At 63.6% G+C, this 20,202-nt stretch carries 16 protein-coding genes; 9 read left to right on the plus strand and 7 right to left on the minus strand.

Annotated elements, in window-relative coordinates:
- Positions 1-63: 63 nt before the first annotated feature.
- The gene (locus ACY65G_RS17995; protein WP_464998667.1) at positions 64-2,919 is read right to left on the minus strand and encodes a TonB-dependent receptor plug domain-containing protein; all 2,856 of its coding nucleotides are present in this window, start codon (positions 2,917-2,919) and stop codon (positions 64-66) included.
- A gap of 417 nt (positions 2,920-3,336) precedes the next feature.
- On the opposite strand from ACY65G_RS17995, the gene ACY65G_RS18000 reads away from it, so the two are divergent.
- Both ACY65G_RS18000 and ACY65G_RS18005 read left to right on the plus strand, forming a co-directional pair.
- Positions 3,337-3,489 carry a hypothetical protein gene (locus ACY65G_RS18000; protein WP_464998668.1) on the plus strand — a complete coding sequence of 51 codons (153 nt, stop codon included), beginning with the start codon at positions 3,337-3,339 and terminating at the stop codon, positions 3,487-3,489.
- 25 nt (positions 3,490-3,514) lie between these two features.
- A complete protein-coding gene (locus ACY65G_RS18005) occupies positions 3,515-4,765 on the plus strand; it encodes a hypothetical protein (protein WP_464998669.1) in 1,251 nt (416 codons plus the stop codon).
- A gap of 162 nt (positions 4,766-4,927) precedes the next feature.
- Here ACY65G_RS18005 and rpsJ read toward each other — a convergent pair whose 3' ends face one another.
- The 5 genes from rpsJ to rpsL all read right to left on the minus strand — a co-directional run bounded on the left by rpsJ (position 4,928) and on the right by rpsL (position 9,863).
- Complete coding sequence (gene rpsJ / locus ACY65G_RS18010; RefSeq protein ID WP_130186563.1) at positions 4,928-5,245, minus strand: 30S ribosomal protein S10; 318 nt, start codon at positions 5,243-5,245, stop codon at positions 4,928-4,930.
- A gap of 157 nt (positions 5,246-5,402) precedes the next feature.
- Positions 5,403-6,593, minus strand: a complete 1,191-nt coding sequence (gene tuf / locus ACY65G_RS18015; RefSeq protein WP_464980306.1) for an elongation factor Tu — start codon at positions 6,591-6,593, stop codon at positions 5,403-5,405.
- A 76-nt stretch (positions 6,594-6,669) separates the two neighbouring features.
- On the minus strand, positions 6,670-8,775 hold the full coding sequence (gene fusA, locus ACY65G_RS18020; protein ID WP_464998670.1) for an elongation factor G: 2,106 nt from the start codon (positions 8,773-8,775) through the stop codon (positions 6,670-6,672).
- A 99-nt stretch (positions 8,776-8,874) separates the two neighbouring features.
- Positions 8,875-9,345, minus strand: a complete 471-nt coding sequence (gene rpsG, locus ACY65G_RS18025) for a 30S ribosomal protein S7 (RefSeq protein ID WP_130186566.1) — start codon at positions 9,343-9,345, stop codon at positions 8,875-8,877.
- 134 nt (positions 9,346-9,479) lie between these two features.
- Entirely contained in the window at positions 9,480-9,863 is a 384-nt protein-coding gene (gene rpsL / locus ACY65G_RS18030; RefSeq protein ID WP_464998671.1) for a 30S ribosomal protein S12, read from the minus strand.
- Positions 9,864-10,200: 337 nt separating this feature from the next.
- Here rpsL and ACY65G_RS18035 point away from each other — a divergent pair, with 337 nt between their 5' ends.
- On the plus strand, positions 10,201-12,036 hold the full coding sequence (locus ACY65G_RS18035; protein ID WP_464998672.1) for a phosphoethanolamine transferase: 1,836 nt from the start codon (positions 10,201-10,203) through the stop codon (positions 12,034-12,036).
- Positions 12,037-12,108: 72 nt separating this feature from the next.
- Here ACY65G_RS18035 and ACY65G_RS18040 read toward each other — a convergent pair whose 3' ends face one another.
- A complete protein-coding gene (locus ACY65G_RS18040) occupies positions 12,109-12,522 on the minus strand; it encodes a DUF4148 domain-containing protein (RefSeq protein ID WP_464998673.1) in 414 nt (137 codons plus the stop codon).
- Between the two features lie 256 nt (positions 12,523-12,778).
- On the opposite strand from ACY65G_RS18040, the gene ACY65G_RS18045 reads away from it, so the two are divergent.
- Genes ACY65G_RS18045 through ACY65G_RS18070 form a run of 6 tightly spaced genes read left to right on the plus strand, consistent with a single transcriptional unit; the run spans position 12,779 to position 20,105 of the window.
- Positions 12,779-14,050: an efflux RND transporter periplasmic adaptor subunit gene (locus ACY65G_RS18045; RefSeq protein WP_464998674.1), complete on the plus strand. Its 1,272-nt coding sequence runs from the start codon at positions 12,779-12,781 to the stop codon at positions 14,048-14,050.
- A gap of 23 nt (positions 14,051-14,073) precedes the next feature.
- A complete protein-coding gene (locus ACY65G_RS18050) occupies positions 14,074-14,766 on the plus strand; it encodes an ABC transporter ATP-binding protein (RefSeq protein WP_464998675.1) in 693 nt (230 codons plus the stop codon).
- A gap of 9 nt (positions 14,767-14,775) precedes the next feature.
- Complete coding sequence (locus tag ACY65G_RS18055; protein WP_464998676.1) at positions 14,776-16,086, plus strand: ABC transporter permease; 1,311 nt, start codon at positions 14,776-14,778, stop codon at positions 16,084-16,086.
- 10 nt (positions 16,087-16,096) lie between these two features.
- Positions 16,097-17,338 carry an ABC transporter permease gene (locus ACY65G_RS18060; protein WP_464998677.1) on the plus strand — a complete coding sequence of 414 codons (1,242 nt, stop codon included), beginning with the start codon at positions 16,097-16,099 and terminating at the stop codon, positions 17,336-17,338.
- A gap of 17 nt (positions 17,339-17,355) precedes the next feature.
- Positions 17,356-18,705: a sigma-54-dependent transcriptional regulator gene (locus tag ACY65G_RS18065; RefSeq protein ID WP_464998678.1), complete on the plus strand. Its 1,350-nt coding sequence runs from the start codon at positions 17,356-17,358 to the stop codon at positions 18,703-18,705.
- Positions 18,705-20,105: a sensor histidine kinase gene (locus tag ACY65G_RS18070; protein WP_464998679.1), complete on the plus strand. Its 1,401-nt coding sequence runs from the start codon at positions 18,705-18,707 to the stop codon at positions 20,103-20,105. The genes ACY65G_RS18065 and ACY65G_RS18070 overlap by 1 nt, the downstream gene beginning before the upstream one ends.
- Positions 20,106-20,202: the final 97 nt, after the last annotated feature.

Genomic DNA, 20,202 nt, shown 5'->3' on the forward strand with positions numbered 1-20,202 from the left:
GCTTCCCGATAAAAAAACCGGTCCTTGCGGACCGGTTTTTATTTGTCTCGACTGGACGGGTGATCAGAACGTGTAGCGTGCGCTGACGGTGAAATAACGCCCGTAGTTGTTGTGCAGGCCCTGGCTGTAGCCGGCCAGCGGCAGGAAGCTCGTCGAAATGCCCTGGGACGGATAGTACGGCGCGCGCTTGTCGAACAGGTTCTGCACGTTCACGTTCAGCGTCAGGTTCTTGAAGCCCGTGTACGTGTAGCCCAGGCCGACGGTGACCCAGCGGGCGATCTTGCAGTCCGGATAGTAATCCTCGTACAGCGGCACCGTGCCGTCGCGGTTCGGCTCGGCATCGTCCGGCTTCGCCGTGCCGTAGTGGCAGAACGGCTGGTCGTAGACCGTGTCGGCGTTGACGTAGCGCTTCATCGACACCGTGCCCACGTAGTTGACCGAAGCGTTCACCGCGTGGTCGCCGCGCGTCCACGTGCTGGCCACGTTGAACTTCAGCCGCGGCAGGTTCATGCCGCTGGACAGGTTCCAGTCGTAGATGCCGGCATTGCCGCCCACCAGGTTGTGCTCGATGTCGCCGGCATGCTGCGACAGCGAATAGTGCGTCATGTAACTACCGTTCAGCTTGGTGCTGAGGCCGCCCCAGTCGCCCAGCCGCGCTCGGTGGCGCACTTCGAAGTCGATGCCCCGCACTTCGGTCGCGCCCTGGTTTTCCCATGGCAGCTTGACCATCAGCAGCGGCCCCGTATTCTGGATCGGATTGCCATTGGCGTCGGTGACGAAGTTGGCGGGATTCGTGTCGCGCACCACGTTCTGCGGGAAGCGGTCTTCGTTCTTGATCGCTTCGAACGCGGAGCCCTGCACCACTTCGCCTTCCTTGCGGATACGGAAGTAGTCGACCACGAAGTCCAGGCTGCTGGTGGGCGAATAGATCAGGCCCAGCGAGTAGCTGCGCGATTTTTCCGGCACCAGGTCCGGGTTGGCGCCGCCGGTACCGGCGGCGGACTTCGCGCAATCGACCTCGGTCGCACCCGGCTTCGGCGTGCGTTCGTCGGCCTCGCAGCGGCGGCGGTCGAAGATGTCGCGCAGGAAGACCTGCGAGCCGCCCGGCGTCACCTGCACCAGTGCCGGCGCACGGAAGCCCTTGGCATAGGTACCGCGGAAGGCCAGGCCGTCGGCCGCCGTCCACTTGGCGCCCACTTTCGGCACGTAGTTCGTCTTGATGCCCGGGTACTTGTCCGCGCGACCGGCAAAGTCCAGTTCCAGGTTCTTCAGGATCGGGGTGCGCAGCTCCACGAACGCCGACTTGACGTCGCGCTCGCCGTCGATGATCGAGTTGACCAGCCCGTAGATCTGGCCGGAGGCCAGTGCCGGCGTCGGATCGAGCTCGATTTTCTCGCGGCGCACCTCGACACCCAGCGCCAGGCCCATGGCGCCGCCCGGCAGCTGGCCGAACTGCGTGCTGGCCTTGGCATCCCATTGCAGGATGGATGCACGGCCCAGGTTGGCCACGTCCTGCGCGATGGTCGGGTCGGCGGCCAGCTCGGCCAGCGAAGTGCCCGTGTTCAGCTTGCGCAGCGTCGGCAGGTACAGGCGATCGTAGTAGGTGTCGTCTTTTTCGGAGCGGTTCCACAGCAGGCCGGTATCCCAGGTCCAGCCACGGAATTCGCCCTCCGCGCCCACCAGCACGCGGGTGCTTTCGTTGATGACATCGTTGCCGCCCTTCAGGTTGGCGAAACGGTAGCCGACCGACGCACGCGCGTTCGGGAACGGATTGTCCGGATGGCCAATTTCCAGGATGGCCTGGAACGGATCGGCGACGCCCGTCGCCGTGAAATTGTTGACCGAGGACTGGCCGATCGTGATCGGCGTGCTCGTGTACGTGCGCTCGGAGCGGGCATACGCCACCTCGGCGAAGGCACGGGCGTTGTTGCCGATCTTCAGCACGCCGCGGCTCATCACGACGGCGTCCTTGCCTTCGCTCTGTGCTTCCAGGAAGCGGGTCGCATCGAAGTTGCAGAACGTGCGGCCGACCCACACGCTGGTCGCCGGGAAGCCCATCTGCGTGCTGCCCACCAGCTGCTCGGAAGGATCGCAGCCGATCGTGGTGCGCAGCCGGTCGGCGGCGGTGGCGCGCGTGACGCCGAAATTGCGCGAACCCGGCGAGCTTTCGCGATAGAACGTGGGGTGCTGGGAGACCTGGCTGCCGTACGGGGTGGCGAAGCGGCCGTTCAGCTGCTGGTACTGTGCGAACGCGATATCGGTGGCATCGCGCAACGCGGTGCGGTCGCGCTTCGACACGTCGGCCGTGAAGAACACGTTGTAGCCATCGGTGTCCAGGTCGCCCTTGCCCCAGGCGGCGGTGAAGCCGCGGCGGGCAAATTCGCCATCGTCGTTGGCGCTGGCGCGGGCGCCAAATTCGAGGCCCTGGTAATTGCTCTTCGTGATGAAGTTGATGACCCCGCCGATGGCGTCGGAACCGTACACGGCGGATGCGCCATCCTTCAGGATTTCCACGCGGTCGAGCGCGCTGACGGGAATGCTGTTCAGGTCATACAGCGTCGAGTTGCCATCGTTCGGGTCGGCGTAGGCGGACGGTGACATGCGCCGGCCGTTCAGCAGGATCAGCGTGGAAGTGGACGACAGGCCGCGCAGCGACGCCGTCGCGACGCCACGGGAGAATCCGCCATCGGTACTGTCGTAGTTGCTGTCCGAACCGATCGCCGGCACGAAGCGCATCAATTCCTGCACGGTCTGGGCGCCCGTGTCCTTGATGTCCTGGGCAGTAACGACCTGGACCGGGGAAGTGCCTTCCTTGTCGGCGCGCTTGAGGTTGGAACCGGTGATATAGACAGTCTGGCTAGGTTGAGGGGTCGGCGCCTGTTGTGCCAGCACCGCCGGGACAACCAGGGTTGCTGCCACTGCCACCACACTCCGTTTCAAAATTAACTGCATGCGTATCGCTCCCGAATCTTATGTATGAAATCCTCGTTACATCTCGTAACGATTCTTAGCAATTTCTCACACGTGATGACAAACTACAAAAATATTCTGCGAATCTCGGGTTGCAAGTCGCCATTGTGTTGTATGCGCGCTAATGCTACGTGGAACATATCGTACTTCTAGTCTAAGTTCGAATTTTATTTGTAGCGGCACGCTCGCCTTTATGCCCGGGCTCTGCCTTCAGTGTCCTGGCCGTCTATTTCTGGCCGATGCTGAGCAAACCGGCATGATGCGTGCTAAAGCTGGCGCCGCTTTCCGTCGCTCCGCCCGATTGGATCAAACGCCCCCCTGCAGTCCGCCTTTAGCATGGCCCTCCCGATTACACAGGGAGGTTCCTTGAACATCATCATTTCGATCAGCCATTACACAGCGATTGCCATCGCACTTGCGCCCTGCTCAGTCGCGGCGGCCAACGTGCGCGTCGACGAAGCCCGCCCGGGAAGCCTTGCCAAAGCAAAGCGCCTGGGCGTCGAGCGTCACCCTGGTTGAACTGTCGGCATTAGTGGAAGCGACCATGCATAACTTGTTGAAAAAAGGCCGGTATCGGCTCCTGGCTTTACTCATTGTTCTGGCATTGCAAGGGTGCGAACCTTCGTCCAGTGCAGCCATACGCTCATCGACTTACGGGCGCGCAGTGGTTTCCAATCCGTATTGCGCGGGCCGAGTGATATTTTCGGTACCTGGGAAGCTTCAGGTCTTCACCAACACGAGCACGTTCTATTGGGCAGACGTACAAACTTACCGCGAAGGTCAATCCGCGTACCAGGCCAGGGTGCAGCAAGCGATGAAGCCTTCCAGTGCTGCCGGGCAGAGGTATGTACGCAGCCGTATCTCATTGCCGCGCAATCACGGCGTTATGCTGGTCCTCAATGAAGAGGAAAGGCCGCCGATTGATCCGAGTGCCGTGGTGATACTGGGTTATGCCTACGAGAATGGAACATCGTTCGAGTTCAGGAAGCGCTCCGTGCAAAGGCTTTCCGAACTTGCACAGCAACGGATGACTGCAATACTCAGCGGCGTCCGCGGTGGTGGCTCAGCCCTCGGCGCCACGGGCGCAGGTGGCTTTTGCCTGCCATTTGGATCGATCCCCGGAGTTCCGGATTCGAACTGGTTTGAGAGCTCGTTGGTCGAGGGAAGCTTCGACTGGAAAGGGGTGCCGTTGCGGTTCCGCCTGAAAGCCATGCGTTTGAAATCGACGGAAAAAAACGCTCCGGCATTGGCGGAGGCGCAGTCTTTCCTGCCCGAGATAGTTGGCAAGTCGGATGAGAACGAAGTATCGACGACATTCCTGGAGGATTACTCGGCCACGCTCGGAGCGACGACCGGCACAGCAAGCGTTATACGGCTTCGATCGAGCGCGAGAACGCGAAAAATCGTGGAATGGCATCGTCCGGCGGCTGCGGATGACCCATCCAATCTCGCAATCGTGCTGCACGTATGGGCCGACACGGCGCAAGGAGAAGGTGTTCTTGATGAGGTATTTGGCAGAGGCCCCAAGCCTCGTCCATCGATCTTTCAGATCCAGCCTGCGCCATCGGCTGCTGGTCAGCAGCTTATTGCGCAGCCCGCAACGGAAGAAAGCATGACCGTGTACCGTGCACGATTGATCGACCCGCATAGCGGAAAACCAGCCGCTAATTTCGCTTACCGGGTATTCAAGGGAAATGATGTTGTCGACGAGGGACGAACCGACAGCGCCGGGCACCCAAGAGCCCAGAATATCGACTATTTCGAAAACTTGACGATCCGTGCCCTGCCTCACTGAAAGATAGCTGAACCAGCCATGCTGGCGGTCCAAATGTCCAGACGCGGCTGAAGCAGGGCAAAAAACAAAACGGGCACTTCGCCAATGCGAAGTGCCCGTTTTCTCATCCGGCGGCCGTCACGTCAGTGACGCCACCCGATGCAACGAATCTGGATAAGTCGATTACTGCAGCTTGATCTCGACGTCCACGCCAGCTGGCAGGTCCAGCTTCATCAGGGCGTCAACGGTCTTGTCGGTCGGATCCACGATGTCCATCAGGCGCTGGTGGGTACGGATTTCGAACTGGTCGCGCGAGGTCTTGTTCACGTGCGGGGAACGCAGCACGTCGAAACGCTGGATGCGGGTCGGCAGGGGAACCGGACCTTTGACCACGGCGCCGGTTCGCTTGGCGGTGTCAACGATTTCCAGTGCGGACTGGTCGATCAGTTTGTAGTCGAAAGCCTTCAGGCGGATGCGGATCTTTTGATTCGGGGTGGACATGCTGATTCCTTAAAAAGAACGAACCGGCGCAGTGTACAAACACTTCTCCGGCAATATGGAAATATGCAACTCTTTACAACACTACAACGACTGCTCAAACATGAAAGCAGCGGGACCGGCATGATATCACGCCGGGTCCCGCTACTCAACGCAAAGCTTAGCCCAGGATCTTGGCTACAACACCCGCGCCGACGGTACGACCGCCTTCACGGATTGCAAAGCGCAGGCCTTCTTCCATGGCGATCGGGGAGATCAGCTTGACGGTGATCGACACGTTGTCGCCCGGCATGACCATCTCTTTGTCCGCTGGCAGCTCGATCGAGCCGGTCACGTCCGTCGTACGGAAGTAGAACTGAGGGCGGTAGTTGTTGAAGAACGGGGTGTGACGGCCGCCCTCATCCTTCGACAGCACGTAGATCTCGCCGGTGAAGTGGTTGTGCGGCTTGATCGAGCCCGGCTTGGCCAGAACCTGGCCACGCTGCACGTCTTCACGCTTGGTGCCGCGCAGCAGCAGGCCGACGTTGTCGCCAGCTTGACCCTGGTCCAGCAGCTTGCGGAACATTTCCACGCCGGTGCAGGTCGTCTTCACGGTGTCGATGATGCCGACGATTTCGATTTCTTCGCCGACCTTGATGATGCCGCGTTCGACACGGCCGGTCACCACGGTACCGCGGCCGGAGATCGAGAACACGTCTTCCACAGGCATCAGGAAGGCGCCGTCCACAGCGCGCTCAGGCGTCGGGATGTAGGTGTCCAGTGCGTCGGCCAGGCGGATGATGCACTCTTCGCCCATCTCGCCAGCTGCACCTTCCAGGGCCATACGTGCCGAACCTTTGATGATCGGCAGGTCGTCGCCAGGGAACTCGTACTTGGACAGCAGCTCGCGCACTTCCATTTCCACCAGTTCCAGCAGCTCCGCGTCGTCGACCAGGTCGCACTTGTTCAGGAACACGATGATGTAAGGCACGCCAACCTGACGGGCCAGCAGGATGTGTTCGCGGGTCTGCGGCATCGGGCCGTCGGCTGCGGAGCACACCAGGATCGCGCCGTCCATCTGCGCTGCGCCGGTGATCATGTTCTTGATGTAGTCGGCGTGGCCTGGGCAGTCAACGTGCGCGTAGTGACGGGCAGCGGTTTCGTACTCGACGTGCGCGGTGTTGATCGTGATGCCGCGTGCTTTTTCTTCCGGAGCAGCGTCGATCTGGTCGTAGGCTTTGGCTTCGCCGCCGAATTTCTTCGACAGCACCGTTGCGATTGCAGCCGTCAGCGTGGTCTTGCCGTGGTCGACGTGACCGATGGTGCCGACGTTGACGTGCGGTTTAGTCCGCTCAAACTTACCTTTTGCCATTTTATTTCTTCCTTAGAACTATGATTTAAGGTTGTCCGACCGGGGTTTTGCCCCGGCCGATAAACGCTATTCTGATTTATTTCGCTTTCGCGGTCACGATTGCGTCGATAACGTGCTTCGGCGCTTCGGAGTAGTGCTTGAATTCCATCGTGTACGTTGCACGGCCTTGCGTTGCGGAACGCAGCGAGGTCGAGTAACCGAACATTTCGGACAGCGGAACTTCGGCCTTGATGATCTTGCCGCCGCCGCCCGGGATTTCGTCCATGCCCTGCACCATGCCGCGACGGGACGACAGATCGCCCATCACGTTACCGGCGTAGTCTTCCGGCGTTTCCACTTCCACGGCCATCATCGGCTCGAGGATGACCGGCGATGCCTTGCGGCAGCCGTCCTTGAACGCCATCGAACCGGCCATGCGGAACGCGTTTTCGTTCGAGTCCACGTCGTGGTAGGAACCGAAGGTCACGGTTACTTTCACGTCGACGACCGGGTAGCCGGCCAGCACGCCGCTGTTCAGCGTTTCGCGCACGCCCTTTTCCACCGCAGGGATGTATTCGCGAGGAATCACACCGCCCTTGATGGCGTCGACGAACTCGAAGCCCTTGCCCGGCTCTTGCGGTTCGATCGTCAGCACGGCGTGGCCGTACTGGCCGCGACCACCGGACTGCTTGACGAACTTGCCTTCCACGTCGGTAACGGCCTTGCGGATCGTTTCGCGGTATGCAACCTGCGGTTTGCCGACGGTGGCTTCCACGCCGAATTCACGCTTCATGCGGTCGACGATAATTTCCAGGTGCAGCTCGCCCATGCCGCCGATGATGGTCTGGCCGGACTCTTCGTCGGTCTTCACGCGGAACGACGGATCTTCCTGTGCCAGGCGGTTCAGCGCCAGGCCCATTTTTTCCTGGTCGGTCTTGGTCTTCGGCTCGACGGCCTGCTGGATCACCGGCTCAGGGAAGACCATGCGTTCCAGCACGATCATCGCGGTCGGATCGCACAGCGTTTCGCCGGTCGTCACGTCTTTCAGGCCCACGGCGGCGGCGATGTCGCCGGCGCGCACTTCCTTGATTTCTTCACGCTGGTTGGCGTGCATCTGCAGGATGCGGCCCAGGCGTTCCTTGCGGTTCTTCACCGAGTTCAGCACGGTGTCGCCGGAGTTCACGGCACCGGAGTACACGCGGAAGAACGCCAGCTGGCCGACGAACGGGTCGGTCATGATCTTGAATGCCAGGGCCGAGAACTTCTCGTCGTCCGAAGCGGCACGGGTGACAGGCTGCTCGTCGTCGTCGGTGCCTCCGACCGGCGGAATGTCCACTGGCGACGGCAGGTATTCGATGACGGCGTCCAGCATGGCCTGCACGCCCTTGTTCTTGAACGCGGTGCCGCACATCATCGGCACGATTTCCGAAGCGATCGTGCGGGTGCGCAGCGCCTGCTTGATCTCGGCTTCGGTCAGGTCGCCTTCTTCCAGGTACTTGTTCATCAGCTCTTCGCTGGACTCGGCGGCGGCTTCCACCATCTTCTCGCGCCACTCGGCTGCCTGCGCCTGCAGTTCTGCAGGGATGTCCTTGTAGTCGAACTTCATGCCCTGGGATGCTTCATCCCAGATGATCGCCTTCATCTTGACCAGGTCGACCACGCCGGCGAACGAATCTTCCGCGCCGATAGGGATCTGGATCGGCACCGGGTTGGCCTTCAGGCGAGCGCGCATCTGCTCGTAGACCTTGAAGAAGTTGGCACCGGTACGGTCCATCTTGTTGACGAAGGCCAGGCGCGGCACTTTGTACTTGTTAGCCTGGCGCCACACGGTTTCCGACTGCGGCTGCACGCCGCCCACTGCACAGTAGACCATGCAGGCGCCGTCCAGCACGCGCATCGAACGTTCCACTTCGATCGTGAAGTCGACGTGGCCCGGGGTATCGATGATGTTGATGTGGTGCGGCTGGAAGTTGCCGGCCATGCCTTTCCAGAAGCAGGTCGTGGCCGCGGACGTGATCGTGATGCCGCGCTCTTGTTCCTGCTCCATCCAGTCCATGGTTGCTGCGCCGTCGTGCACTTCACCAATCTTGTGGTTCACGCCAGTGTAGAACAGCACGCGCTCGGTCGTGGTCGTCTTGCCGGCGTCGATGTGAGCGGAAATACCGATGTTGCGGTAGCGCTCGATGGGGGTCTTGCGGGCCATAATGAGATCCTAAATCTTTGAATGGACAAAACCGAGCAGCATTCTTGAATCAAAAATGCGCCCGGCTTGAACAAAGGCCGGTCGTGCCGGCCGGAGTGTTTAGAAGCGGAAGTGCGAGAACGCCTTGTTCGCTTCAGCCATACGGTGCACCTCGTCACGACGCTTCATCGCGCCGCCGCGGCCTTCCGCAGCTTCCAGCAGCTCGCCACCGAGGCGTTGCGGCATGGATTTTTCGCTGCGCTTGTTTGCAGCTTCACGCAGCCAGCGCATGGACAGGGCCAGGCGGCGCACTGGGCGCACTTCAACCGGCACCTGGTAGTTGGCGCCGCCGACACGGCGGGACTTCACTTCAACCATCGGCTTGGCGTTGTTGATCGCTGCGGTGAACACTTCCAGCGGATCCTTGCCGGATTTTTGCTGGATATGGTCGAATGCACCGTAAATGATGTTTTCTGCAACCGACTTCTTGCCGGACAGCATCAGAACGTTAACGAATTTGGCGACTTCGGTGTTGCCGAACTTTGGATCCGGCAGAATTTCGCGCTTGGGTACTTCACGACGACGTGGCATGTCTATTCCTTCCTGTCTTCAGTTGAGTGCCTCGCTGGCACTCGCGTGGACCATCATGGCCTCACACTTACTCGGTCTCGCGACCGCCTCAACTCATTGTGTATGCAACTAAGGATTAACTTAGTGCAAGAAAATTACTTCTTGGCAGCCTTGGCACGCTTCGTACCGTACTTCGAGCGAGCCTGCTTACGATCCTTGACGCCCTGGGTATCCAGCGAGCCGCGAACCATGTGGTAACGCACACCCGGCAAGTCTTTCACACGGCCGCCGCGCAGCAGCACGACACTGTGTTCCTGCAGGTTGTGGCCTTCACCGCCGATGTACGAAATGACTTCGAAACCGTTGGTCAGGCGTACCTTGGCAACTTTACGCAGTGCCGAGTTAGGCTTCTTCGGAGTGGTGGTGTACACGCGGGTGCACACGCCACGCTTTTGCGGGCAGTTTTCAAGTGCCGGCGATTTGCTCTTCACGACCAGTGCGGTACGTGGGTTGCGAATCAATTGATTGATGGTTGGCATCGTTCTAAATCCAACAAAATTACTGCTATTGACAACCCGGGCAGCTGAACATGTTCCCGGGGGCTAAAACCAGTCTCCAGAGCCGCGCTCGCAAAAGACGCAAACAGCCACCCTCTGCGAAGGCGGCCTGAAAAAAGCGTATACGAGGTGCAGACTAAATCGAGAACTCGCGAGTATAGACGGAGCGCAAAGTCCAGTCAACCACTTTGCAAACGAATTAAGCAGGGCAATACCTGCCCGGCGGCGGGAAAAGCCCGCATAATAGCGCGCCCATCCTGAATGGACCTGCTCCCTTACGCGCCTGCCCGCCAGGCGCCCGCTCCTCCGATATCGCCGCATGCTTCCGCCGTCACTGAATTTCCGCTCCCCGCGCCCGGCCCACCTGTTCATCCTGTTCAGTTACCTGGCGCTGTCGCTGGTGCCATGGATTCGCGTACTGCTCGACAATCCCGTGGCCGGCGGCTGGCAGATCCTGGGCATCGAGATTGCGGCATGGACGGCCGTATGGGCGGTATTCAAGCGCCCTGCCTATTTTCACTGGCTGCTGATCCCCGCCTTCATGGCGCTGCCGACCGAAATCTACCTGCTGGTTTTCTATGGCCAGGGAATCTCGACACATCACCTGGGCATCCTGGCCGAGACCAGCCCCGTCGAGGCGCTCGAGTTCTTGGGCAACAAGGTCTGGACGATGCTGGCCGTGATGGTGTTCGTGGCGGCCTGGTGGGTGATGACGTTCCGCGCGGCCCGGCTGACGCGCGGCCTGGACTGGCAGGGGCCGTCGCGCTGGGTAGCGCTGGGTCTGCTGGGCAGCTTCGTGCTGGTGGCTGCGTATGCATGGGAATTCGGCGCGGGCAAGCCACAGGCCGCGTCCGCCTCCGCATCCTCGTCATCGTCCTCGTCGAATGGTGCCGCCCGTGGCGCCCAGGTCACCGGCTGGCCGCTGGCACCGCTGCCGGCGTGGGCCAGCCCGCCCGTGCATTTCGGCGCGTTCATCGATTCCTGGCCATTCGGGCTGGCCGCGCGCGGCATCGATTTCTACCGCGAGCGGCGCTACCTGGCCCAGCTGAACGAAACGAGCCGCCATTTCAAGTTCGGCGCCGACCAGCCCGCGCCGGACGACGTGCCGGAAACGATCGTGCTCGTGATCGGCGAATCGTCGCGCCAGGACCGCTGGCGCCTGTTCGGCTACGGGCGCGATACCAATCCGCTGCTGGCGCAGGAAGCCAACCTGGTCGCACTGCCGGATGTGATCACGGCGGTCTCGGCCACGCGGCTGTCCGTGCCGGTCATCATTTCCAGGAAGCCGGCAAGGCAGAGCCTGAAAGATGGCTTCAACGAAAAATCGTTCATCACCGCCTACAAGGAAGCGGGTTTCCGCACGTGGTGGCTGTCGAACCAGATCTCGTTCGGCAAGTTCGACACGCCCGTTTCGGTGTTCGCCCGCGAGGCGGACGTGGTGCAGTTCACCAACCTGGGCGGCTTTTCCGACAAGTCGAACCTCGACGAAGTGCTGTTCGAGCCGCTGCGCGTGGCCATGGCCGATCCCGCGCCGAAGAAGCTGATCGTGCTGCACACGCTGGGCAGCCACTGGAACTACAGCCAGCGCCACCCGCAGCCGTTCGACCGCTGGCAGCCGTCGCTGTTCGGCATCGACAAGCCCGTCTATACCGATATCGCGATCAAGGAACGGCTGAACAACAGTTATGACAATACGATCCTGTACACGGACTGGTTCCTCGCGCAGGTGCTCGGCCGCCTGAAAGGGGCGGCGCATCCCAGCGCGCTGCTGTACGTGGCCGACCATGGCCAGACGCTGTACGACGGCACCTGCCGCCTGGCCTTCCACGGCCACAACACGCAACACGAGTTCCGCGTGCCCGCCTTCATGTGGTATTCCGATCAATACGGCGACCGCTACCCGGCCAAGGTGCGCGAACTGCACCGCCACCGCAAGGCGAAACTGGCCACCGAAAACATGTTCCACACGCTGCTGGACATGGCCGACATCCGCTACCCCGGCGACCGCCTCGAATGGAGCTTCCTGTCCCCCGCCTTCCAGCGCCACACGCGCTGGGTCGACAGCTATGGCTGGACGGACTACGACAATGCCACGCTGAGGGGCGATTGCCGTGAAGTCATCGCGAAGAAACCGAAAAAGCCGGCGAATCATTAGCGGCCAGCGGCGCTTCGCCGCCGGCCGCCCGCGCATCGCCCTGCCGCGGCGGCTCCATCGCCAGGGCGCCCATCAATACATCGCCGGCGCCGGATACGTATCGCCGTCGACCAGCGTGCCGGCTGCGCGTGCCGCCGCCAGTTCCGCGCGCACCGCCGCACGGGCAACCGGCTTCGCTTCGGGGAACGGCCCCGGATAGGCCTCGCCCGCGTACAGCGTGCCGGCGGCATGGGCGGCGACGAGGTCGGCCTTCACGTCGGCCCGGCTGCGCGTGGAAAGGATGGCATGGTCGATAGCCTGGTAGCCTTCGCCGCCGCTGGACAGCGTGCCGGCGGCGCGTGCCGCCAGCACCTCGGCGCGCACCTGGTCGCGGGTCAGGCCTTCGGCGGCGGCGGCGCCGGAAGCGATGCCGGCAACGGCCAGCAGCACTGCGGCAAGCATGTTCGTCGTGTTCGTCGTGTTCGTCGTGTTCGTCGTTTTCATCATGAACTCCTCGTGGTTGGTTGCGATGGAGTCATTAGACCGCGCCCATGTATGGCGGATATGTCCACATCCCGGCCAGGCGTAAGACCGCGTATCGTGTACGCGGGCGGATACACGGCGATACACATGGCGCCCGCACGGACGCCCGCGGACAGCCGCGGACACCGGACAACACCGGCCTCCACCCGCAAATTCAAGCACTTAGCGATTGGCACGTTTCCTGCGTGGCAATGCGCGACAACCACCGACCGCCAATGCCATGATCCGCGACACTTCCGACCAGGACACCGTCATCGCCACGCCGCCCGGCCGGCCGTGGAAACGCCGCGCGCTGCTTGCCGCCGGCGGCGCGGCGATCGTTGCCGCGTTCGCCGTGGCCTTCGGCAACTGGTCGGCCAGCGAACATTCGGTCAGCGCGGCGCGGCTGCGCATCGCCGAGGTCACGCGCGGCACGCTGGTCCGCGACGCGGCCGTCAATGGCCGCATCGTGGCCGCCGTCAGCCCCACGCTGTATTCGACGGCACCCTCTTCCACCGTCACGCTGAAGGTGCGTGCCGGCGATACCGTGAAGCAGGGCGACGTGCTGGCCGTGCTGGAATCGCCCGACCTGACCGATGAACTGAAAAAGGAACAGTCGAGCTACCAGGAACTGGCGGCCGAGGTGGCGCGCCAGCAGATCCTGGCGCGCAAGCAGAAGCTGCTGGCGCAGCGCGATGCCGATACCGCCGAGATCGACCGCCTGTCCGCGCAGCGGACGCTGGAGCGCTACGACAGCGTGGCCAACGAAGGTGTCGTCGCGAAGATCGACTACCAGAAAGCCAAGGATGCGCTGCGTGCCGCCGAGATCCGCGCCAGGCACGCGACCCAGGCCTCGGCGCTGGAAAAGGACGACGTCGACCTGGCCCTGCGCACCAAGACCGCGCAACTGGAACGGCAGGAGCTCGTGCTGGCCAATGCCCGGCGCCGCGTGGACGAGCTGACCGTGCGTGCGCCCGTCGCCGGCTTCATCGGCACGCTGAGCGTGGCCAACCGCAGCGTGGTGCAGGCGAACACGCCGCTGATGACGCTGGTGGACCTGTCCGCGCTGGAAGTGGAACTCGAAGTGCCGGAGACCTATGTCAACGACCTGGGCCTGGGCATGCGCGCCGAGATCACCGTCAACGGCGCCACCGCCACCGGCAAGCTGTCGGCCCTGTCTCCCGAAGTGGTGAAGAACCAGGTGCTGGCGCGCGTGCGCTTCGAGGGCACGCAGCCGCAAGGCCTGCGCCAGAGCCAGCGCGTGCAGGCACGCCTGCTGATCGATGAGAAGCCGGATGCGCTGCTGCTGCCGCGCGGGCCCTTCGTGGAATCGGAAGGCGGCCGCCATGCCTACCTGGTGCGAGATGGCGTGGCCGTGCGCACGCCGATCCGCCTGGGCGCCACCAGCATCAATGCCGTGGAGATCCTCTCCGGCCTGAAACAGGGCGACCAGGTCGTTGTCGCCGGTACCGACACCTTCGGGAACGCCAAGCGCGTCGCCATCAACCGCTAACCCCATTGAAAAACGAGGCCGCCATGCTGCGCATGCAAAACCTGAGCAAAGTCTATCGCACCCACATGATCGAAACGCACGCGCTGCGCGGCTTCGAGATCCATGTGAAACAGGGCGAATTCGTTACCGTCACAGGCCCCTCCGGCTCGGGCAAGACGAGCTTCCTGAACATCGCCGGCCTGCTGGAGGAATTCACGGCCGGCGAATACATCCTCGATGGCGTCAACGTGAAGGGGCTGGACGACAATGCCCGCTCCAGGCTGCGCAACGAGAAGCTGGGCTTCATCTTCCAGGGGTTCAATTTGATCCCCGACCTGTCGCTGTTCGACAACGTGGACGTGCCGCTGCGCTACCGCGGCTTCAATGCGGCCGAACGCAAGGAGCGCATCGAGGATGCGCTGGCCAAGGTGGGCCTGGCATCGCGGATGCAGCATTATCCGGCCGAACTCTCGGGCGGCCAGCAGCAGCGCGTGGCCATCGCGCGCGCGCTGGCCGGCACGCCGAAGCTGCTGCTGGCGGACGAGCCGACCGGCAACCTGGATACGCAGATGGCGCGCGGCGTGATGGAACTGCTGGAAGAGATCAATACCCAGGGCACCACGATCCTGATGGTCACGCACGACCCTGAACTGGCCACGCGCTCGCAGCGCAACGTGCACATCATCGACGGCCAGGTGTCGGACCTGGTGCGCAAGTCGCCCACGCTGGCCGCCTGAGGAGGAACCATGTTCGGCTATTACCTGAAACTGGGCCTGCGCAACCTGCGCCGCAATCCGGCCCTGACGGCGCTGATGGTGCTCACGCTGGCCATCGGCGTGGCGGCCAGCGTGTCGACGCTGACGATCCTGCATGTCATGTCCGGCAACCCGATGCCGCACAAGAGCGAGCGGCTGGTCTCGGTCGTGTTCAACAACGGTCCGCTTGAAGGCTTTTCGCCTGGCGACGAACCGAACGACGAGCAGGTCAGCTACCGCGACGCGATGAACCTGCTGGCCGGCGGCCAGGGCGATCGCCGCACGGCGATGATGGGCGTGGGCGGCGCGCTGCAGCCCGACCGGAAAGACCTGGCGCCCTTCAATGTCACGGGAGGCGGCCCGACGCGGGATTTCTTTGCGATGTTCGACATCCCGTTCGTGTATGGCCAGGCGTGGAGCGAGGCGGACGACAAGGCCGGTGCCGACGTCATCGTGCTGACCCGCGCTCTGTCCGAAAAGCTGTACGGGAGCGCGAACCCGGTCGGCAAGCGGCTGCGCTACAACGGCTTCGACCTTCTCGTGACGGGCGTCATCGACACATGGGACCCGGTGCCCCGCTTCCACCGCATCGTCGGCATGGGACCCTTCGACCAGAACGACGAGTTCTTCATTCCGCTGTCCCTGGCCGTCCGCCATGAATGGACCAACTGGGGCAGCACGAACTGCACCAGCACCGTACCGGCCGGCTACCAGTCTTTCCTCGATTCGGAATGCACCTGGCTGCAATTCTGGTTCGAGCTGCGCTCCGCCTCCGACCGGGAGGCGTTGCAGGACTGGATCGACGGCTATGCGGCCGAGCAGCGCAAGCTGGGCCGCATGCAGCGCAAGGCGCCGAACGCGCTGTACAACCTGACCGAGTGGCTGGAGCACCTGAAGGTCGTCGGCAATGACAACAAGCTGTCCGCCTGGCTGGCGTTCGGCTTCCTGGTCCTGTGCCTCGTGAACACGATCGGGCTGCTGCTGGCGAAGTTCTCCGTGCGGGCGCCGGAAGTCGGCGTGCGCCGCGCGCTGGGCGCTTCGCGCGGCGACATCTTCCGCCAGTTCCTGGTCGAAACAGGCGTCATCGGCCTGGCCGGGGGTGTCCTGGGACTGCTCCTGGCGGTCGGCGCGCTGTTCCTGATCTCGCTGCAATCGAAGGAACTGGCCATCGTCGCCAGAATGGACTGGGCGATGCTGCTGGCGACGTTCGCCATGGCCGTCGCCGCCGCACTGCTGGCGGGCCTGCTGCCGACGTGGCGTGCCTGCCAGGTCACGCCCGCCCTTCAACTGAAATCCCAATGAGAGGCCAGCCATGGAATTCCGCCCCATCCTGTCCGCGCTGATGCGCAACAAGACCGGCCCGATCCTCGTCGCCGTGCAGGTCGCGCTGAGCCTCGCGATCCTGGCCAATGCGCTGCACATCGTCAGCCAGCGGCAAGCCGTTTCGAGCCGCCTTTCCGGAGTCGTGCAGGAGCAGGACATCTTCCACCTGCAGGTGAGCGAACTGAAGTCGGAAAGCACGTTCAACGAGATGCTGGCCACGCAGCAGCGACAGCGCGACGTGCTGCGCGCCGTGCCCGGCGTGCTGTCCGTCGCACAGACGAACCAGGTGCCGCTGTCCCGTTCCGGCAACAACACGGGCATGGCGGCCAGCCCCACGCAACTGAAGGTCAGCAGCAGTACCGCGTTCTACATCTCGCCCGATTCACTGGTCAGGACATGGGGCCTGGAACTCGTCGAGGGCCGCGACTTCCTGCCGACCGAGATCGTCAACTATGACACGAACAAGGATGTCTACGAGACGAATGTCGTCATCCTGACCCAGGCGCTGGCGAAGAAGTTGTGGCCGGATGCCACCAGCTACGTGGGCAAGAACGCATACTTCGGCACCGGCAAGGATGCGACGGCTGCGCGCGTCGTCGGCGTCGTCGAGCGGCTGCAGTCGACCGGTGCCGAAGTGGGTGAACGGGGCGAGATGTCGATCATCCAGCCGATCCGCCGCATCAGCGTCCCCCGGGCGATGTTCACGCTGCGCGCCGAGCCGGGCCAGCGCGACCGCTTGATGAAGGAAACCGAGGAGGCACTGCGCAAGGCGGCCGGCAACCAGCTCATCGTGCGGGCGAAAACACTGGAAGGCGACCGCGCTGACCGCTACCGTGCCGACCGCGGGCTGGCGTGGATGCTCATTACCGTCAGCGTGCTGCTGATGCTGGTCACCGCCAGCGGCATCGTCGGCATGGCCAGCCTGTGGGTCACGCAGCGCCGCAAGCAGATCGGCGTGCGGCGCGCACTGGGCGCGCGCCGGGTCGACATCCTGCGCTACTTCATCACCGAGAACGTGATGATCACCAGTGCCGGCGTGGCCGCCGGCCTGCTCGGCGCGCTGGGCCTGAACCACCTGCTCGTGTCGAACCTGGAACTGGCGCGGCTGCCGGGTACTTACCTGGTGGCCGGTGCCGCCATCTTCCTTGGCCTGGGCATCGCCGCGGTGTACGGCCCGGCATGGCGCGCGGCCGGCATTTCCCCGGCCACGGCCACCCGCGGTGTCGTATAGGTTATGCTGACACCACCATGCCGACCGTACTGATCATCGACGACAACGCCGCCATCACGATGGCGCTGGAAGTGCTGTTTTCGCTGCACGACATTGCCGCCCTGCGCGCGGCTTCGCCCGAGGAGGGGCTGGCCGTACTGGAGCGGAACGCCGCCTCGATCGACCTGGTCATCCAGGACATGAATTTCACCGCCGACACCACCTCCGGCGAGGAAGGCGTGGCGCTGTTCCGTGCGATCCGCCGGCGCCATCCCGACTTGCCCGTGATCCTGCTCACCGCGTGGACGCACCTCGATGCGGCCGTGGACCTGATCAAGGCCGGCGCCGCAGATTATCTCGCCAAGCCATGGAACGACGGGCGACTGGTCGCCACCGTCAAGAACCTGCTGGAGCTGGGCCAGGCCAATCGTGCGCTGCGCCAGCGGCTGCAGGGCGAGCTGCGCCAGCGGCGCGAGCTGGAACGGCACGACCTGCGCGGCATCGTGTGGCAGGATCCGGCCACCGAGCGCGTGCTTCACCTGGCCTGCCAGGTGGCGCGTGCCGACGTGCCCGTGCTGGTCAGCGGTCCGAACGGCACGGGCAAGGAACGCATCGCCGAGATCATCCAGGCCAACTCGCACGTGGCCGACGGTCCGTTCGTCGTGCTCAATTGCGGTGCACTCCCGGCGGAACTGATCGAGGCTGAACTGTTCGGCGCCGATGCCGGCGCCTATACCGGCGCCTCGAAGGCGCGCGAGGGCAAGTTCGAGGCAGCCGACGGCGGCACGCTGTTCCTCGACGAGATCGGCAACCTGCCGCTGGCCGGCCAGATGAAATTGCTGCGGGTGCTGGAAACCGGCCGCTTCGAACGCCTCGGCTCGAATCGCGAGCGGCAAGTACAGGTGCGCATCGTCAGCGCCACGAATGCCGACCTGCCGGCGATGATCCGTGCCGGCACATTCCGCGAAGACCTGTACTACCGCCTCAACGTGATCGAACTGAAGCTGCCGGCACTGGCCGCCCGCCCGGGCGACATCCTGCCGCTGGCGCGTCATTTCCTCGGCGCAGGCAAGTCGCTGCGAGCGGATGCGGAAGCGGCACTGCTGGCCCACCCGTGGCCGGGCAATGTGCGCGAACTGAAGAACGTGATGGCGCGTGCCCGGCTGCTGTCCTTCGGGCCGGACATCGGCGCCACCGACCTGGGCCTGCCCGCTACCCCGCCCGCGTCCACTCCCGGCATGGCGCCGGACCTGGAACCGGACCGCGATGCGATCGGCGCGGCGCTGGCCCGTACCAACGGCATCGTGGCGCAGGCCGCCGCGGACCTGGGCCTGTCGCGCCAGGCGCTGTACCGCCGCATGGAGCGGCTCGGCATCGCGCGGCCCTGATGGCCAGCGGGGACGGCGAAGCCGGGAATGTCCGCTCGCGGCCGCCAGCCGGACGGCCGCCCTTCCGTCTTTCCCTGCTGACCCGCTGGTCGGCGCTGGTCGGCACGCTGCTGGCCGTCGGCATCATGATCGCGCTGGCGCTCGACCATTATTTTCCCGACCGGCCGCTCGTCGTGCTGGGAGTTTGCCTGCTGTGCGTGGTGCCGCTGTCGGTCATCACGATCCGCGCGCAATTGAAGCCGATGCTGTCGCTGTACCGCGCGCTGGCCGGCACCGTGACCAGCTACCGCGACGGGGATTTTTCGTTCAGCCTGCACTGGCCCCAGGATGACGAGCTGCGCGAACTCGTGGCTGCCCACAATGCGCTGGGCGAAGTGCTGCGCGAGCAGCGGCTCGATCTCGTGCAGCGCGAACTGCTGCTCGATACGATGGTGCAGAACACGCCCGTGGCCATGCTGCTGGTCGCCGACGCCGGGCCCATCGTGTATGCCAACGTGGCGGCCCGGCACCTGCTCAATGGGGGCCGCAAGCTCGAAGGCCACCGGCTGGACGAACTGCTCGGGCGATCGAAGGCGCCGCTGCGCGAAGCGGTCATCCGCGGCGGCGATGGCCTGTTCACGATCGGCGAAGGCGAAGACGAGGAAGTATTCCACCTGGCGCGCCGCCGCTTCAGCCTGAACGGCCGGCGTCACGAACTGCTGCTGCTGCGCCAGCTCACGCTGGAACTGCGGCGCCAGGAAGTGCAGACGTGGAAAAAGGTCATCCGCGTGATCAGCCATGAACTGAACAATTCGCTCGCGCCGCTGGCATCGCTCGCCCATTCAGGTGCCGAGCTGGTGCGGCGCGGCCAGACCGAACGGTTGCCGCAGATCCTGGCCACGATCGAGGAACGCACCCGCCACCTGGAAGGTTTCATCCTGGGATATGCGCGTTTCGCCAAGCTGCCGGCACCGCGCAGGCAGCCGCACGCGTGGCCCGCCTTCGTGACCCGCCTTGCCGGACAGGTGTCGTTCGAAGTGGCCGATGCGCTGCCTGCAGAGACGGCGGCGTTCGACGCCGCACAACTGGAGCAGGCGCTGCTGAACCTGCTGAAGAACGCGCATGAGTCGGGTTCGCCGCCGCATGAGGTCACGCTGGACATCCGCCGCCTGCACGACACCGTGCGCATCGAAGTGCGCGACCGCGGCCCTGGCATGAGCGACACGGTCCTGGCAAACGCGCTGGTGCCCTTTTATTCCACCAAACGCAGCGGCACCGGCCTGGGCCTGGCGCTGGCGCGTGAAATCGCCGAAGCCCACGGCGGCCGCATCACGCTGGCAAACCGTGATGGCGGCGGCCTGGCCGTCACGCTGCTGTTGCCGGCCAGCCTTCCCGCCGATGCCGCCGGTCGCGATGACTGACGCGTAGTGTCGGTATTTTTAACGAGTTGAAACACATCACAAGTCAACCATATCGCTTTTGCAACCCAGCCCGACAGTTCTAATGTAATCCTTGCGC

The sequence above is a fragment of the Pseudoduganella sp. jia 12 genome (assembly GCF_055502675.1).